Consider the following 16,478-nt stretch of genomic DNA (forward strand, 5'->3'; position numbering starts at 1 on the left):
CACTTATTCTTTTTTTTTAGATTCTGAAGAATCATCGTCTTTGCTAGCGTCTTTAAATTCTTTGATACCGCTTCCCAGACCTTTCATAAGCTCAGGTATTTTTTTTCCTCCAAATAACAATAATACTACGACAACGATTAAAACGATTTGCCAAGTTCCAAAAGCTAAAAATATGCTTGATGCTATCATAACGTATAATTTTGAATTGCAAATTTAATAATTAAACTTAAGAATAAACGTTTTATCTTAAACTTTAAGATAACACTAGGAATTGTAGATTAAATTTTAATTAATTTTGTTGGATAATGACAGCAAAACAGAAAGAAAAGCGAATAGCAAAAAAACTACTGCACAAATACCGGTTAGTGGTGTTGAACGAAGACACATTTGAAGAGCGATTTGCAATAAAACTAACGAGATTGAATGTATTTGTCATTATGTCTATATCTACTATTTTACTAATAGCAGGAACGATTTTTTTAATAGCATTCACTTCATTAAAAGAATACATTCCTGGATATTCTTCAACAGCTTTAAAACAGAAAGCTACAGATTTAAATTATAAAACAGATTCTTTAGAACAGGTTATAAAATTAAATGAACAGTATTACGCATCAATTAAGCGGGTATTAACAGGAGATGTAAGTACAGTTGAGTTTAACAGAGACTCTATAATTGATGCAGCTGCTATAGATGCTAGTGACATTGATTTAAAACCCACAAAAGAAGATTCTTTATTAAGGGAGGTTGTTGACAAGGAAGACAAATACAATGTTTTTGAATCGGCATTATCTTCTTCAAATGTTGTTTTGTTTCCTCCAGTTAATGGTGTTATTTCAGAACCTTTCGATCTCAAAGACAAACATTATGCAGTTGATGTTGTTGTAGTAAAAGATACTCCTGTAAAAGCAACAGCTGATGGAACTGTTATTTTTGCTGAATGGACTGCCGAGACAGGATACGTAATCATTATTGAACACAGTAATGAACTTATTTCGGTATATAAGCATAATGCTTCAATTACAAAACAACAAGGCGACCTAGTTAAAGCTGGAGAAGTAGTAGCTATGGCTGGAAATACAGGAGAATTAACTACAGGGCCACACTTACATTTTGAACTTTGGAATAGAGGATACCCGGTTAACCCAACTAATTTTATTGATTTTAAGTAATGCGCTCTATAAAATCTGCTTTAGCGAAACCATTTGCACACTATGTGAAAAAATCCATATTAAAATGGGCTAACAAACCAGTTGAAACCCAAAACAAGGTCTTTAAAAAACTTGTCAGTCAAGCAGCAGATACTAAGTTTGGAATTGACCACAATTTTAACGACATCTCTACACATGAAGATTTTGTGAAGAAAGTGCCTATCAGAGATTATGAAGCTTTAAGACCATATGTAGATCGAGTTGTAAGTGGCGAAGAGAACGTACTCTGGAAGGGCAAACCGATTTATTTTGCTAAAACGTCAGGAACAACATCAGGAGCTAAATACATTCCAATTACCAAAGAGAGCATGCCGACACACGTAGAAGCTGCTAGAAATGCAATTTTAATGTATATCGCAGAAACAGGAAATAGCTCATTTGTAGATGGTAAAATGATTTTTTTACAAGGAAGCCCAATCTTAGAAACACAGAATGGTATTCAGCTTGGCCGACTCTCAGGAATAGTTGCTCATTATGTGCCTAAATATCTCCAGAGAAATAGAATGCCATCATGGAAAACTAACTGTATTGATGACTGGGAAACTAAAGTAGAAGCTATCGTTGTAGAAACGCTACCGGAAAACATGACTATTATTTCTGGTATTCCATCATGGGTACAAATGTATTTTGAAAAAATAAATGAAAAAACCGGAAAGAAAGTTGGTGATGTTTTTAAGAATTTCAACCTGTTTATTTTTGGAGGTGTCAATTATGAACCTTACAGAGCAAAATTTGAAGACCTCATAGGAAGAAAAGTAGATAGTATTGAGCTATATCCTGCTAGCGAAGGGTTTTTTGCATACCAAGATTCACAACATGAAAAAGGCATGCTTTTACAACTCAATTCAGGCATTTTTTATGAATTTATTAAAGCAGACGAGTTTTTCAACGAACAGAAAAAGCGAATTACTATTGAAGATGTTGAGTTAGGGGTCAATTATGTTATGATCGTCTCTACAAATGCTGGTCTTTGGGCATATAATATAGGAGATACTGTAGAGTTTACAAGTCTAAAACCTTATCGTGTAATTGTTTCAGGGCGCATAAAACATTTCATTTCTGCTTTTGGAGAACACGTTATCGGAAAAGAAGTTGAGCAAGCTATGCAAGAAGCAATATCTAAATTTAGTGCACAAATTTCAGAATTTACTGTAGCTCCTCAAATAAACCCTGAATCAGGATTACCATACCATGAGTGGTTTATCGAATTTGATAAGGCTCCTGATGATCTAAATACTTTTGGCAATGAAATAGATCAGTCTTTACAATTACAAAATAGTTATTATGAAGACTTGATCAAAGGCAATGTTCTTCAGCCACTAAAAGTAAAGATTATTCAAAAAAACGGATTTCAAGATTACATGAGATCTATAGGAAAGTTAGGAGGTCAAAATAAACTTCCACGGCTTTCTAATGATCGGAAAATAGCAGACACATTATACAGTTTAAAATTAGTTAAATAGTGTTATATTTGCTCGCTAAACAAAGTGTATGAGTCAGAAAAAACGTCATGAAAGAACGAGAGCTCAAGAGAGCTCAAATGCTATTGAAAGAATGTATATAACTATGAGACACTTATTTAATCGTGGATTCTACAAACCCATGGGTGTTTCTGGAGAGACTTTACGCGAAGCACTTTTATTACTTCGCCCAGAAATCTATGGCTCAATTGCTGAAGAAAAGGCTGAGCTTGAAGGATTATTATATGTTATCGATAGATTACCAGAGGGCATTGAAGAATGCACCTTTATAAACCTTACAAGTGATGAAGGTTATGGAAATTCACATTTTAAACCTATTATTCCTCCTAAGAGAAGACGTAATTGCTATCGTATAGATGACGAACAAATGAACATTGAAGTTACTCGTGGCCGTTCAGAAATTTATGACATATTAACCCATTTAACCTTTCTGTTTGTTGAATCTCATAAAATAAGCAAACGTGTTTTGATTGATGAGCAAGGAACAACAACTCGCGATTGGATGAAGTTGGAAAAAGCGGTTTTATCATCTAAAAAACTAAACCAAAAAGATCGTGAAATAGCTATTACGCACACAGCAAATATTTTAGGAAGAACCTTCAATGAACTGACCGATGCTCATAAACAGTTTGAATCTGCAGCAAAACCAGAACGTTTACTACATATCATTTATTGGTTAGGTAAACTAGCAATAGAAGAAGTTGTAAATAACAATAAAAGAACAGTTACATTTAGTCCTGTATTGAGAGAACGCCTTGGCCATCATATTCATGGTGAGATCTGGGCAGATAACATAAAACGCATTTTACATAAGAACAACCTCTTAGAGAGACCAATTCATGTAATCAGTGCCAATATGCACAGTGTAATGAATTCTATTTTTGCGCCCACAGCACTCAAAAACTTAACGTCTAAAAAGAGTATTTTTGAAGTTTATGAGGCGTTAAGTCAAAAAGATAATCAAAGCTTACGCAATAAAGTAACCAAAGAAGCGTTGCAGAATGGAATGGTCTATATAGAAGATACATCTGGAACCAATATTGATGTTCAAATTTTTGATACAGAAAAAATAGACTTTTCTCAATTAGACATTGAGATTAATGAAACATACAAAGGCAAAGAAAAACCGGTTATTTTTGTTATGGACTACGCTTTTGGAGAACAGGCCTACGAAACTATTGATGAGCTATTAAAGCCGATCAAAGCCGATGGGAAAAAGGTACATTTAAATGTAGAGTCAATTTCAATAATGGGGAAAGCTGGAATTTTAGAAGGAGGCAAAGGCGATATCATGATTCCTTCAGCGCATATTTTTGAAGGAACGGCTGACAACTATCCTTTTGAAAATGAGTTATGTAAAGCAGATATGAACGGTCATGGTGTTGATGTTTATGAAGGCTCAATGATTACCGTTTTAGGCACTTCTCTTCAAAATAAAGAAATATTGAAGTTTTTCCATAATTCGACATGGAATGTCATTGGACTAGAGATGGAAGGTGCACATTATCAAAAGGCTATTCAAGCGGCATCTAAAGTAAGAAGAAGTATTAATCCAGACGTAAAAGTTAGATATGCGTACTATGCAAGTGATAATCCCTTAGAAACTGGAAGCACTCTGGCTTCTGGAGGTTTGGGGACATCTGGAGTGAAACCAACATATTTAATAACAAGAAAAATTTTACAACAAATATTTGAGAAATGAGTGAAAACATACATGAAGAATACACAAATAAAAATAAATCTGAAGAAGTAGATTTAATCGTTTTTTTTAATCAAATAGGAAACTTTTTTACCAAGATTTATAACTTTATTAAGTCAATCTTTAAATCCATTTTATCTGTTTTTGTCTTTTTATTAAAAGCTATAATAGATAATTTCAAGTTGATAATGATTGTTTTATTTTGCTCTGCAATTATTGGTTACGCACTTGAAAAATACATGCCAGATGTATATGAGTCTTCTATGTTTGTAAAACCATACTTTGATTCTAAATATCAGTTAGTAAATAATATAAATTATTTCAATGCTTTATTAGCTAACGAGGAATATGATACTTTTGCACAAATTTTCAATATCGATCAAGAAGACTCGAAAAGTGTTATTGCTTTTGATATCGATATAGGTCCTGAGAGTGAAAATGACAAGATAAAAGAATACGACACATACCTAAAGTCATTAGATAGTATAAGAGCTCAAGAGATTTCGTATGATGAATTTATTGAAAACAGAGATATCTTTTCTTCTAATTTTTATGAAATTACAGTAGAATCAAAAAAGAAAGATATTTTTAAGAACTTAGAAAAAGGACTCAATTCATCATTTGAAAACACATATTCTGAAAAGAAAATGAAGAAAAGAGATTCTTTAATATACATTCAGAAACAAAACATTATATCTTCTATCAAGTCTGTAGATTCATTACAAAAAGTGTATATAAGAGTCTTAGAACAAGAATCTAAGTCCAACAGTCAGAAAATTGGTATTGGAGAAGGTTTTTCTATCGAGCCAGCTGAATCAAAAACTAAAGAATTTGAACTTTTAAATAAAGAATTAGAACTAAGAAAAGAACTTCAAAGATTAGATGAACAAAAAGTTGAAGAAGATGTATTTTTTGATACAGTTTCAGGCTTTCAAGAAATAGGTAGTGTGACTAATGGTTTTTTACAGAAGTATTCGATCATCTTTCCAATTTTATCCTTTCTTGCTTTATTTCTAATTTTTCTAACTAAAATTATTGTTAGGTTTGTTAAAAACTATGAGTAATTCAAAAAAAATACTAATTACTGGTGGTGCAGGGTTTATTGGTTCACATGTTGTAAGATTATTTGTTAAAAAATATCCTGAATATCATATTTTTAACCTTGATGCATTGACTTATGCTGGAAACCTTGAAAATTTATCAGATATAGAAAACGAAGCAAACTATACTTTTATAAAAGGAGATATAACTGACGAAACTTTAGTCGATGAGCTTTTTAAAAAGTATAGATTTAATAGCGTTATTCACCTTGCAGCAGAATCACACGTAGACAGATCCATATCAGACCCACTGTCCTTTGTTAAGACCAATATTATTGGCACTATGGTTTTATTGAATTCATTTAAAAACTTATGGAAATCAGATTTTTCAAATAAGTTGTTTTACCATATAAGTACAGATGAGGTTTATGGATCACTTGGACACACTGGGCTTTTCAAAGAAACGACACCTTATGACCCTAATTCTCCATATTCTGCATCTAAAGCTGGTTCAGATCATTTTGTCAGAGCTTACGGAGAGACTTATGGAATACCTTATATAATTTCTAATTGTTCAAATAATTATGGGCAAAATCAGTTTCCTGAAAAATTAATTCCATTATTTATTAATAATATAATCAACAACAAGCCTTTGCCTGTATATGGAGATGGAAATTACACAAGAGATTGGCTATACGTTAAAGACCATGCCACAGCTATAGATTTGATTTTTCACAAGGGTAAACTTTCAGAAACCTATAACATTGGAGGTTTCAATGAGTGGAAAAATATAGATTTGGTAAAACTATTATGCCAGCAAATGGATGTTAAATTAGGGCGAAAACAAGGAGCATCTGAAGAACTAATTACATTTGTAAAAGATCGCCCAGGACACGACCTAAGATATGCAATTGATGCAAGTAAAATCAACAAAGAACTTGGATGGTACCCATCAGTTACATTTGAAGAAGGGCTATCTAAAACCATAGAATGGTACTTGAACAATCAGACTTGGCTCGATAATATCACAAGTGGAGATTACGAATCATACTACCAAAGACAATACAGCTAAAAACTTATTTATTTTATGAGAGGAATAATACTAGCGGGAGGATCAGGCACAAGATTACACCCATTGACATTATCAGTAAGTAAGCAATTAATGCCAATTTATGATAAACCAATGATCTATTACCCTCTTTCAACGCTCATGTGGTCTGGCATAAGAGATATTCTTATAATTTCAACACCTCACGACTTACCACTTTTCAAAAAATTATTAGGTGATGGGAAAAAATTCGGGTGTAACTTTGAATATGCAGTTCAAGAAGCTCCAAAAGGATTGGCAGAGGCTTTTATAATAGGTGAAGAATTTATAGGAAATGAAAAAGTAGCATTGATACTAGGTGACAACATTTTCTATGGAACAGGTCTTGAGCAATTATTACAATCTAATAATGACCCTGTTGGAGGAATAATATACGCTTACCATGTTCATGATCCAGAACGCTATGGTGTTGCGCAATTTGATTCAGAAGGAAACGTTATTTCAATTGAAGAAAAGCCCGCAAACCCAAAATCCAATTATGCAGTTCCTGGGATTTATTTCTACGATAATTCTGTGGTTGAAATAGCTAAAAATATAAAGCCAAGTCACAGAGGTGAGTTAGAAATCACAGATATAAATAAAGAGTATTTAAAACAAGGTAAGCTCAAAGTTAGTGTTTTAGACAAAGGTACTGCGTGGTTAGATACAGGAACATTTAACTCCCTTATGCAGGCGTCTCAATTTGTTCAGGTTATAGAAGAGCGTCAAGGGTTGAAAATAGGAGCTATAGAAGAGGTAGCTTATAGAATGGGATATATAGATAGGAAACAACTAAAAACACTAATACAGCCGTTAATTAAAAGCGGGTACGGAAAACACTTACTTAGTATTTTGGAGCAATAGTATGAAAGCAACAGAAACACATCTTAAAGGGTGCTTTATTTTAGAACCTCAAGTTTATGAAGATAAAAGAGGTTATTTTTTTGAAAGTTTTAATAAAGAAAAGTTCAATACAATCATTGGTCAAGATATTAATTTCGTTCAAGACAACCAATCCCGCTCTTTTAAAGGTGTTTTAAGAGGGTTACACTATCAAACCGGAAAACATGCTCAAGCAAAATTAGTAAGAGTAATTAAAGGACTGGTGTTAGATGTAGCTGTAGATATTAGAGAGGGATCTGTTACCTTTGGTCAGCAAGTTTCTGTTGAGCTATCTAACAAAAATAAAAAACAATTATTTATTCCTAGAGGCTTTGCTCATGGATTCATTGTGTTAAGTGACGAAGCAGTTTTTTCATATAAATGTGATAATTATTACAACAAAGAATCTGAGGCAGGAATCATTTATAATGACCCAAAGCTAAATATTGATTGGGGTCTTTCAGAAAGTGAGATTATTGTATCTGAAAAAGATGTACTTTTGCCAAAATTAGATAATGCAATACTGTAATGAATATCTTAGTAACAGGTTCGAAGGGTCAATTAGCTACTTGCATAAAGGACATTGAAACCTACAGCAACGATAAAAACCTTCACTTTATATATAAAAACTCTAAAGAGTTAAATATTCTCGATGCAAATACCATTGAGACCTTTTTTAACAACAATGATATTGACTATTGTATTAATTGTGCTGCTTACACAGCTGTTGACAAGGCAGAATCCAATACTGAAAGTGCGATAAATATAAATGAAATTGGAGTTAAAAATTTAGCTAAAGCCTGCAGTGAAAAACAGATAACATTAATTCATGTTTCTACAGATTTTGTATTTGATGGGAGTAAATCTACTCCATACACTGAAGAAGATAAAACCAACCCTATTGGTGTTTATGGCTCAAGTAAATTGAAAGGAGAACAGCAAGTAATGAAGCAACTCTCCAATTATTTTATTATAAGAACATCTTGGCTATACTCTGAACATGGCAATAATTTTTTGAAGTCAATGATAAAACTCTCTAAAGAGAAAAATGAATTAAGGGTTGTGGTAGATCAAGTTGGAACACCAACTTACGCAAAAGATTTAGCTAAGACAATAATTAAAATTATTGAAAACAACAATCAGGATTACGGAATATACAATTATAGCAATCAAGGTGTAGCTAGCTGGTATGATTTTGCTAAAGCTATTTTTGAAGAGAATGATACAATTATCGACTTATATCCAATTAAATCCGAAGCATATAAAACACCAGCTAGAAGACCACACTATAGTGTTTTAGATAAAACCAAGATTGAAAGAGTACTAAACATTAAGATTCCTTATTGGAGAGATAGCTTAAAAAAGGCGCTTATTAACGTTAATAACAAAATCAACTAATTTATGCAGAAAAAAATAGCATTAATAACAGGTATAACTGGTCAAGATGGAGCATATTTAAGTGAGTTTTTATTAAAAAAAGGTTACGAGGTTCATGGTATAAAAAGAAGATCATCGTTGTTCAATACTGATAGAATAGATCATTTATATCAAGACCCACATTTAGAAGATAGAAACCTATTTCTCCATTATGGAGACTTAACAGATAGCACTAATTTACTAAGAATAATAAAAGAAGTGCAGCCTAATGAGATATATAACCTAGCTGCAATGAGCCATGTTCATGTGTCTTTTGAAATGGCAGAATACACTGCAAATGTTGACGGTATTGGAACGCTTAGAATTTTAGAAGCAGTTAGAGCGCTAGGCTTAGAAAAAAGGACTAAAATTTATCAAGCATCTTCATCTGAACTTTATGGAAAAGTACAAGAGGTTCCACAAACAGAAACGACTCCTTTTTACCCAAGAAGCCCATATGCAGTTGCAAAAATGTATGCTTACTGGATTACAGTAAATTACAGAGAGGCTTACGGAATGTTTGCTTGTAATGGGATTTTATTTAACCATGAATCTCCAATAAGAGGCGAAACGTTTGTTACTAGAAAAATAACAAGAGCAACTTCAAAGATTGTTCTTGGACTTCAAAATAAAATGTATTTAGGAAATCTTGACGCCCAAAGAGATTGGGGTCACGCAAAAGACTACATAAGAATGATGTGGATGATCCTTCAAGCAGATAAACCTGAAGATTGGGTTATTGCCACAGGGAAAACTACTTCAGTTAGAGATTTTGTTAAAATGTGTTTTGCTTATGTAGGTGTTGAATTAGATTTTAAAGGCAGCGGCTCGAATGAAAAAGGCTATGTAAAAACATCTAGTAACCCAGCTTATGAAGTTGAAATAGGTAAAGAGGTCGTTGTTGTTGATGAAAAGTATTATCGTCCCACAGAAGTTGATTTACTTATAGGTGATGCTAGTAAAGCTAAAGAAAAATTAGGCTGGGTACCAGAATATGATTTACAAGATTTAGTAGATGATATGATGGCAAGTGATTTGAAAATGATGAAAAAGCAACAATACCTTCAAGAAGGTGGTTATAGAATAAGTAATTATTTTGAATAAGAAATGAAAATGAGGAAAGATTCAAAAATTTACATCGCTGGGCATAGCGGTCTTGTGGGTAGTGCCATACAAGAAAACCTTAAAGCGAAAGGTTATTCGAATATTATTACCCGCACACATAAACAGCTAGACTTAATTAACCAAAATGCTGTCGAGTTATTCTTTAAAACAGAAAAACCTGAGTATGTGTTTTTAGCAGCAGCAAAAGTTGGTGGTATACATGCTAATAACAAATACAGAGCAGATTTTATTTATGAGAACTTAATGATTCAAAACAATGTAATTCATCAAAGTTACCTTCATAATGTCAAAAAGTTATTATTCTTAGGGAGTACTTGTATTTATCCTAAGGAAGCTAAGCAACCCATCAAAGAAGAATGTCTATTGACAGACACACTTGAATACACTAACGAACCATATGCGATTGCAAAGATTGCAGGAATTAAAATGTGTGAAAGTTATAATTTACAATATAACACCAATTTTATTTCAGTTATGCCTACAAATTTATATGGGCCTAACGATAATTTTTCGTTAGAAAAATCGCACGTACTACCCGCTTTAATTAGAAAAATTTATTTAGCCAAGCTTTTAAGTGATTCAAACCTTGATAAGGTACTAAGAGATACAAAACTAGATTCAATTGAAGAGGCAAAGGACATGCTTGAGGCAAAAGGGGTAACAAAGGACAGTGTAGAAATTTGGGGTTCAGGTAAACCAAGAAGAGAATTTTTATGGTCAAAGGATATGGCAGATGCGTGTGTATTTATAATGGAGAATAGAGACTTCAAAGACACCATTTCAAAAGACACGAAAGAAGAAATCAAAAACACACACATTAATATTGGAACAGGTGAAGATATTACAATTAAAGAATTAGCCGAAAAAATAAAACAGGTCATAGGTTTTGAAGGAGAATTAAGATATAATACAGAGAAACATGATGGCACATTACAAAAATTAACAGATGTTTCTAAATTAAATGAGTTAGGATGGAAACATAAGATGAAATTAGAGGATGGGATTAAAAAAATATTTGAATGGTATGTTGAACATGAATCCTAATTTGAAGTTAGCAATTGAAGCTAGCCTTCGAGCTGGAGAAGTTATTATGAAAGTTTATGACTCAGCTTTTGATGTAGAGCTCAAAGATGATAAATCACCACTAACAGAAGCTGATAAGAAAGCCAATGATGTTATAAACTCTTACCTTATCAATACAGATTTCCCTGTTATTAGTGAAGAAAATAAACAGGTAGCATATCAGCAGAGAAAAGAATGGAGTACTTGTTGGGTAGTAGATCCAGTTGACGGAACTAAAGAGTTTATTAAGAGAAATGGTGAGTTTACGGTTAATATCGCTTTGGTTACAGAAGGAAAACCAAATTTAGGAGTTATATATGTTCCGGCGTCGAAGATGCTTTATGCTGGAAACGTTTCAGCCAATCTAGGCTTTAAGGCACAATTAGAATCGCACGACACATCAATAGATGATGTGTTCAAACTGGCACAACCATTAGAACCTAAAAACGGAAATGGGAACCAAATACAAGTTGTAGGTAGCCGTTCTCATATGAGCCCAGAAACACTAGATTTTATTGAAACGATAAAAAATACTGGAAAACAAGTAGAGGTTGTATCTAAAGGTAGTTCGCTTAAATTTTGCTTAATAGCGGAAGGTAATGCTGATGTATATCCTCGTTTTGCACCAACTATGGAATGGGACACTGCTGCAGGACAAGCAATATGTAATGCTGTTGGCGTAGAAGTAATTTCAAAAGAAACGAATAAACCACTTTTATACAATAAAGAAAACCTATTAAACCCATGGTTTGTAGTCTCTAAGCACTAAATCTATGACTACATATAAGAAAGAGTCGCATATAAGAAGCCTTTTAAAAGGTATTTCATGGAGAATTGTAGCAACCACAGATACAGTTCTTGTTGTTTTACTAATCACTTGTTTAATAGGCGAATGTAGTATTGACAACGCCATTAAGATTGGCTCAATTGAATTCCTTATTAAGTTTGTGGTGTACTATTTGCACGAGAGAATTTGGCAAAAAGTATTATTTAATAAAGCGGTTACTCAAAGGCAAACCCTTCAAAAAACAATTTCTTGGCGAATTATTGCAACTACGATGACATTTTTAATCTCAGGCTCGGTCTTAAATGCTTTTGATGAGATAGCATTATATATTGCACTTACAGAATTATTTACGAAATTTGTGCTTTATTACTTACACGAAAGACTTTGGCTAAAACTTCCTTTAGGTAGAATTAGACAATTTTTTTTCGGAAAAAAAAGATAATATGTCAAAACATATAATTCCTCATGACTATCAGGTTTCAAAAAACGATAGGTTAGATTCTAATAATCATAATTCATTCTTACTATGGTTTACTGGGCTTTCAGGTTCAGGAAAATCAACTATAGCTAATGTTGTAGAGCAAAAACTTTTTTCAAAAGGGATTAAAACCTATACGCTAGATGGTGATAACATAAGAAAAGGAATTAACAATGACTTAACGTTTTCGCCAGAAGATAGAACCGAAAATATTCGTCGAATTGCTGAAATATCCAACCTAATGGTAGATGCTGGTTTAGTAGTGTTAGGAGCCTTTGTATCTCCATATAAAAAAGACCGTGAGAATATTAAAAGTATCGTTAAAGATGTTAACTTTGTCGAGATTTTTATCAACACAAGTGTAGAGGAATGTGAACGACGTGATGTTAAAGGGTTATACAAAAAAGCTCGTGCTGGTGAAATTAAAAATATGACTGGAATTTCAGCGCCTTATGAAGCTCCTGAAAGTCCAGATATTGAAATCAAAACAGAAAATGAATCGGTTGAATCTGCAGCTCAGCGAATTGTAGATTTTATAATACCAAAATTATCAAGATAATAATGAGTAAATATTATTTAAATTATTTAGATGAATTAGAAAGTGAAGCAATTTATGTTTTACGTGAAGTGTGGGCGCAGTTTGATAACCCAGTAATATTATTCTCAGGAGGTAAAGACTCTATATTAGTCACACATTTAGCAAAGAAAGCATTTTACCCTTCTAAAATACCATTTCCTTTAATGCATGTTGATACAGGCCACAACTTCCCTGAAACCATAAAGTTTAGAGATGATATTATTAGAGAATTAGGTGCTGAACTTATCGTAGGATCTGTACAAGAGTCTATTGATGAAGGTCGTGTTGCTGAAGAAAAAGGGAAAAACGCAACTCGTAATGCATTACAAATCACAACATTACTTGATGCGATCGAGTTTAACAAAATTGATTGTGCTATTGGAGGCGGAAGACGAGATGAAGAGAAGGCTAGAGCTAAAGAGCGTTTTTTCTCTCATCGAGACGATTTTGGACAATGGGACCCTAAAAACCAACGCCCTGAACTTTGGAATATCTTTAATGGAAAACATTTTGAAGGAGAGCATTTTAGAGCCTTTCCAATCAGTAATTGGACAGAAATGGACGTTTGGAATTACATTAAAAGAGAAAACATCGCAATTCCATCACTATATTTTGCACACGAGCGTGAAGTGGTTTGGAGACAAGATTCTTGGATTCCTAACTCTGAGTTTCTAATATTAGAAGATCATGAAGAAATAGTTACAAAAAAGATACGTTTTAGAACTCTTGGTGATATTACTATTACTGGAGGGATTGAATCTGACGCTGATACCTTAGAGAAAATTGCAGATGAGGTCTCTGGGATGCGACAAACCGAGAGAGGGAACAGAAGTGATGACAAGCGCTCTGAATCAGCAATGGAAGATAGAAAACGTCAAGGTTATTTTTAAAGAAAAGAACATGCTAGATAACAACCAATTATTAAGATTTACAACTGCAGGAAGTGTAGATGACGGAAAAAGTACGTTAATAGGACGATTACTCTACGATTCAAAATCTATTTTTGAGGATCAGCTAGAAGCAATTGAGACCACAAGTAAAAAAAAGGGGCATCAAGGTGTTGACTTAGCCTTGTTTACAGATGGATTGAGGGATGAGCGCGAACAAGGTATTACTATTGATGTTGCTTACAGATACTTTACAACTCCAAAGCGCAAATTCATCATTGCAGATACGCCAGGCCACATTCAATATACAAGAAATATGGTTACAGGAGCGTCTACTGCAAATGCAGCAATCATTCTGGTAGATGCCCGTCATGGAGTAATAGAACAAACTAGAAGACATTCATTCATAGCATCACTACTTCAAATACCACATGTTATTGTATGTGTGAATAAAATGGACTTGGTTGACTTTTCAGAAGAAGCGTATAACAAAGTCATTAATCAGTTTGAAGAATTTTCTTCAAAAATGCTTGTTAGAGATGTTCGATTTATTCCAATTAGTGCTTTACTTGGCGATAATGTTGTGAATAGATCAAGAAACATGGAATGGTATCAAGGAGCTCCTTTATTACATACTCTTGAGACGATGCATATTAGTAGTGATATAAATAAAGTAGATGCCCGTTTTCCTGTTCAAACAGTTTTGAGACCACAAAATGACTCACACAGAGACTATAGAGGTTATGCAGGTAGAGTTGTAAGTGGAATACTTAGAGTAGGCGATGATGTTACTGTAATGCCTTCTGGCTTCACATCAAAAATCAAAAGCATTGATACACTTGAGAAATCTTTAGATGAGGCGTATGCACCAATGTCTGTTTCTGTTACTTTAGAAGATGACATTGATATTAGTAGAGGAGATATGATTGTGAGATCAAATAATAAACCAGAAGCCTCTCAAGATATAGAAGTGATGTTATGTTGGTTGCATAACAACTCTGCAAAACCAAGAGCCAAATACAGTATAAGACATACGTCTAATGAGCAAAAAGCTATGATTAAAGAAGTGGTTTATAAGTTTGATATTAATACTTTAGAAAGAAATAGTGAAGACAAAGAATTAAAAATGAACGATATTTCTAAAGTAAAAATTAGAACAACAAAACCTTTAATGTTCGATTCTTATAGAGAAAATAGAACCACAGGTAGTATCATACTCGTTGATGATGCAACAAATGAAACTGTGGCAGCCGGGATGATTGTTTAATTTTTTTTATATTAATAGATGCTATTTAACTCTATAGATTTTGCAATCTTTTTTCCAATAGTATTTATTCTTTATTGGCTAGTTTCTAAAAATCTATTTAATAGAAATGTACTAATTTTAATATCTAGCTATTTTTTCTATGGTTGGTGGGACTGGAGGTTTTTATTTTTAATAGCAATTAGTTCAATAGTAGATTTCGTTGTTGGTGACAAGCTTCATAAAACATCAAATCCAAAACAAAGAAAAAATTTATTATTAATTAGCCTCTTAGTTAATCTTGGGTTTTTAATATATTTTAAGTATACCAACTTTTTTGTAGAAACTTTTGTTGACGCTTTTACTTTATTTGGTAAGAATATAGAAGTTTCTACACTCAATATTATACTACCAGTTGGAATTAGTTTTTATACATTTCAAACATTGAGCTATACCATTGATATCTATAGGAAACAATTGAAACCAACTAAAAATGCCCTATCATTTTTTGCATTTGTCTCTTTTTTCCCTCAACTTGTAGCTGGTCCTATTGAGAGAGCCTCACATTTGCTTCCACAGTTTTATAAAACCTACAGGTTCAATTATGATCAAGTCAAATCTGGATTATTGTTGATGGCTTTTGGGTTGTTTAAAAAGATGGTTATTGCAGATAGATTAGCTATAGCTGTAAATCAAGTATACAACAATCCATCGGATCACTATGGATTTGATGTGATTTTAGCCACGATTTTTTTTGCTTTCCAAATCTATTGTGATTTTTCAGGATATTCAGATATTGCTATTGGTGCAGCAAGAACTATGGGATTTGATTTGATGAAGAATTTTGATAGTCCATATCTCTCAAAATCTATAACAGAATTTTGGAGGAGATGGCATATATCATTATCAACTTGGTTTAGGGATTATGTTTATATTCCACTTGGAGGAAGTAGGAAAGGAAAACATAAAACTTATGCCAACCTATTTATTGTGTTTTTAGTTAGTGGTTTGTGGCATGGTGCTGCAATGACTTTTGTGATTTGGGGAGCTATTCACGGTATTATAATAGTGATAGAAAAAGCTTTTTATAAACAACGGATAAAGATTTTTGAAGCATTACATCTTAAAAATAATCTAGCCAGTAAAATAGTGTTTATTCCAATGATATTTATTATTGTTTGCTTTGCTTGGATTTTTTTTAGGGCTAATAGCTTAAAAGATTCTCTTACATTAATATCAAATATTGGGAAAGGGGTTTTCAACTACGAAAATATTTATAGTTTAGGGTTAGTTAAGCCTGAGTTTATATTATCTTTAATTACAATTGTATTTTTAGTGATATTTGAATGGATGCATAAGACGTATAATATGCAAAGGTTGCTTGCTAAGCAAGTTTTACCAGTTAGATGGTCATTTTATTTGACTGTGGTTTTCATTATTTTAGTTTTTGGTATTTATGGTGAAAATCAGGTTAGCGAATTTATTTATTTTCAGTTTTAGTTC

17 protein-coding genes are annotated in these 16,478 nt (G+C 32.8%); 16 read left to right on the forward strand and 1 reads right to left on the reverse strand.

All coding sequences use genetic code 11. The features are described 5' to 3' along the window. Positions 1-3: 3 nt before the first annotated feature. Positions 4-189, reverse strand: coding sequence for a twin-arginine translocase TatA/TatE family subunit (gene tatA / locus Q0876_RS02180; protein WP_299223563.1), 186 nt, complete (start codon positions 187-189; stop codon positions 4-6). A 113-nt stretch (positions 190-302) separates the two neighbouring features. Between tatA and Q0876_RS02185 the strand changes: the two genes are divergently transcribed. From Q0876_RS02185 to Q0876_RS02260, 16 genes are read left to right on the forward strand one after another with little or no spacing between them, the layout of a single operon-like run. After that, positions 303-1,172 carry a M23 family metallopeptidase gene (locus Q0876_RS02185; RefSeq protein ID WP_299223965.1) on the forward strand — a complete coding sequence of 290 codons (870 nt, stop codon included), beginning with the start codon at positions 303-305 and terminating at the stop codon, positions 1,170-1,172. Then, positions 1,172-2,674: a GH3 auxin-responsive promoter family protein gene (locus Q0876_RS02190; protein ID WP_299223565.1), complete on the forward strand. Its 1,503-nt coding sequence runs from the start codon at positions 1,172-1,174 to the stop codon at positions 2,672-2,674. Before Q0876_RS02185 ends, Q0876_RS02190 begins: the two co-directional genes overlap by 1 nt. A 28-nt stretch (positions 2,675-2,702) precedes the next feature. Then, positions 2,703-4,394 carry a hypothetical protein gene (locus Q0876_RS02195; RefSeq protein ID WP_299223567.1) on the forward strand — a complete coding sequence of 564 codons (1,692 nt, stop codon included), beginning with the start codon at positions 2,703-2,705 and terminating at the stop codon, positions 4,392-4,394. After that, positions 4,391-5,455 carry a hypothetical protein gene (locus Q0876_RS02200; RefSeq protein ID WP_299223569.1) on the forward strand — a complete coding sequence of 355 codons (1,065 nt, stop codon included), beginning with the start codon at positions 4,391-4,393 and terminating at the stop codon, positions 5,453-5,455. The genes Q0876_RS02195 and Q0876_RS02200 overlap by 4 nt, the downstream gene beginning before the upstream one ends. After that, a complete protein-coding gene (gene rfbB / locus Q0876_RS02205; protein WP_299223570.1) occupies positions 5,448-6,503 on the forward strand; it encodes a dTDP-glucose 4,6-dehydratase in 1,056 nt (351 codons plus the stop codon). The genes Q0876_RS02200 and rfbB overlap by 8 nt, the downstream gene beginning before the upstream one ends. 15 nt (positions 6,504-6,518) lie before the next feature. Next, positions 6,519-7,382: a glucose-1-phosphate thymidylyltransferase RfbA gene (rfbA, locus tag Q0876_RS02210; protein ID WP_299223571.1), complete on the forward strand. Its 864-nt coding sequence runs from the start codon at positions 6,519-6,521 to the stop codon at positions 7,380-7,382. A gap of 1 nt (position 7,383) precedes the next feature. Continuing rightward, entirely contained in the window at positions 7,384-7,929 is a 546-nt protein-coding gene (gene rfbC, locus Q0876_RS02215; protein ID WP_299223573.1) for a dTDP-4-dehydrorhamnose 3,5-epimerase, read from the forward strand. Then, entirely contained in the window at positions 7,929-8,798 is an 870-nt protein-coding gene (gene rfbD, locus Q0876_RS02220) for a dTDP-4-dehydrorhamnose reductase (protein ID WP_299223575.1), read from the forward strand. Before rfbC ends, rfbD begins: the two co-directional genes overlap by 1 nt. A gap of 3 nt (positions 8,799-8,801) precedes the next feature. Next, positions 8,802-9,920: a GDP-mannose 4,6-dehydratase gene (gene gmd, locus Q0876_RS02225; RefSeq protein ID WP_299223577.1), complete on the forward strand. Its 1,119-nt coding sequence runs from the start codon at positions 8,802-8,804 to the stop codon at positions 9,918-9,920. A 9-nt stretch (positions 9,921-9,929) separates the two neighbouring features. Continuing rightward, positions 9,930-10,985, forward strand: coding sequence for a GDP-L-fucose synthase (locus Q0876_RS02230; RefSeq protein WP_299223579.1), 1,056 nt, complete (start codon positions 9,930-9,932; stop codon positions 10,983-10,985). After that, positions 10,975-11,772 carry a 3'(2'),5'-bisphosphate nucleotidase CysQ gene (cysQ, locus tag Q0876_RS02235; RefSeq protein ID WP_299223968.1) on the forward strand — a complete coding sequence of 266 codons (798 nt, stop codon included), beginning with the start codon at positions 10,975-10,977 and terminating at the stop codon, positions 11,770-11,772. Before Q0876_RS02230 ends, cysQ begins: the two co-directional genes overlap by 11 nt. 4 nt (positions 11,773-11,776) lie before the next feature. Further along, positions 11,777-12,232, forward strand: a complete 456-nt coding sequence (locus Q0876_RS02240; RefSeq protein ID WP_299223581.1) for a DUF2061 domain-containing protein — start codon at positions 11,777-11,779, stop codon at positions 12,230-12,232. A gap of 1 nt (position 12,233) precedes the next feature. Further along, complete coding sequence (cysC, locus tag Q0876_RS02245) at positions 12,234-12,827, forward strand: adenylyl-sulfate kinase (RefSeq protein WP_299223583.1); 594 nt, start codon at positions 12,234-12,236, stop codon at positions 12,825-12,827. A 2-nt stretch (positions 12,828-12,829) separates the two neighbouring features. After that, positions 12,830-13,735 (forward strand): sulfate adenylyltransferase subunit CysD, encoded by a 906-nt coding sequence (gene cysD / locus Q0876_RS02250; RefSeq protein ID WP_299223585.1) that lies wholly within the window; start codon positions 12,830-12,832, stop codon positions 13,733-13,735. Positions 13,736-13,745: 10 nt separating this feature from the next. Next, a complete protein-coding gene (locus Q0876_RS02255; protein ID WP_299223587.1) occupies positions 13,746-14,999 on the forward strand; it encodes a GTP-binding protein in 1,254 nt (417 codons plus the stop codon). 18 nt (positions 15,000-15,017) lie between these two features. Further along, positions 15,018-16,475, forward strand: a complete 1,458-nt coding sequence (locus Q0876_RS02260) for an MBOAT family protein (protein ID WP_299223589.1) — start codon at positions 15,018-15,020, stop codon at positions 16,473-16,475. Positions 16,476-16,478: the final 3 nt, after the last annotated feature.

Origin of the sequence: uncultured Psychroserpens sp. (genome assembly GCF_947503375.1) — a bacterium.
Classification (GTDB): domain Bacteria; phylum Bacteroidota; class Bacteroidia; order Flavobacteriales; family Flavobacteriaceae; genus Psychroserpens.